This is a genomic window from Alcanivorax sp. HI0044 (genome assembly GCF_001634945.1).
This window is the reverse complement of record NZ_LWEZ01000153.1, coordinates 1-1,043: the sequence shown is the minus strand read 5'-3', so window position 1 is coordinate 1,043 and position 1,043 is coordinate 1. Positions and strand designations below refer to the sequence as shown.

Sequence of the window (1,043 nt, the reverse complement as noted above, 5' to 3'; positions counted from 1 at the left end):
CCGGCGGATTCTTCCCAGATGGCGGCCATTGCCACGGCGGACAGAGGCAAGGATTTCGTCATCATTGGCCCGCCGGGTACCGGCAAGAGCCAGACCATCGGCAACCTGATTGCGCACATGCTGGGCAAAGGCAAGAAGGTGCTGTTTGTGTCCGAGAAGACCGCCGCACTGGAGGTGGTGCACCGTCGTCTCAAGGATATTGGCCTGGGCCACTTCTGCCTTGAATTGCACTCGAACAAAGCCAGGAAGGCTGATGTTCTGGATCAGCTACGGACCTCCTGGAACAGCGCCTCCCAATCTACGGTGAGCGACTGGAAGGCAGAGGCGGAACGGCTAAAGACACTACGTGACCGCCTGAACCGGGTGGTGAATGCCCTGCATCAACGCCACCGTAATGGCCTGACGGCGCACTATGCCATCGGTGTGAAGGTGCGTGATGCCGACCTGGCTGCCAAGGTAAAGCTGAGTTGGCCAAATGCGGCCTATCACGACGATGCGCAACTGCAGAAGCTGCGTGAAATGGCTGAGTTGCTGGCGGTTCAGGCCAAGGCTGTGGGTAATCTGGTAGATCACCCGCTGGCATTGATCAGCAATTTTGACTGGCGGCCTCAGTGGGAAGAAGCGGTGGTGGGTGCCGCCCGCAGCCTGAAAGCCAGTGGGGCGCAGTTGACCGACAAATTGGCGTCGCTTGAGAAAGCCCTGGGCATCAGCCTGGGTGTGGTGAGCCTGGCCAAGTTGGCTGCCATGGCCGAGTGTGGTCAGGTCTTGCTGGACGCCTACCGCCAGCAGGCCTCTTTTGCGCTGGAGCCGGATGCAACGGATCGACTGGATGCGCTGGAAGAAGCCGTCACACAGTTGAAGGCCTACATTGAGACGCAAGCGAAGCTGAGTTGCACCTATGAGCCGTTGGCCTGGCAGAAGCTGAATGCGGCGGTGCTGGGGCAAGCCTGGGCGGAAGCCAATGACACCTGGTGGCCCAAGAGCTGGTTTGCCAAGCGCAAGGTCGTCAAGCAAATGCGGGAAGGCGGGGCGCAGGGTGATCC

At 60.2% G+C, this 1,043-nt stretch carries 1 protein-coding gene; it reads left to right on the top strand.

What is annotated here, in order from left to right; translation table 11 throughout:
- Window positions 1–1,043 (top strand): AAA domain-containing protein (locus A3730_RS01845; protein ID WP_304439450.1); only part of this gene is annotated, 1,043 nt, incomplete at both ends.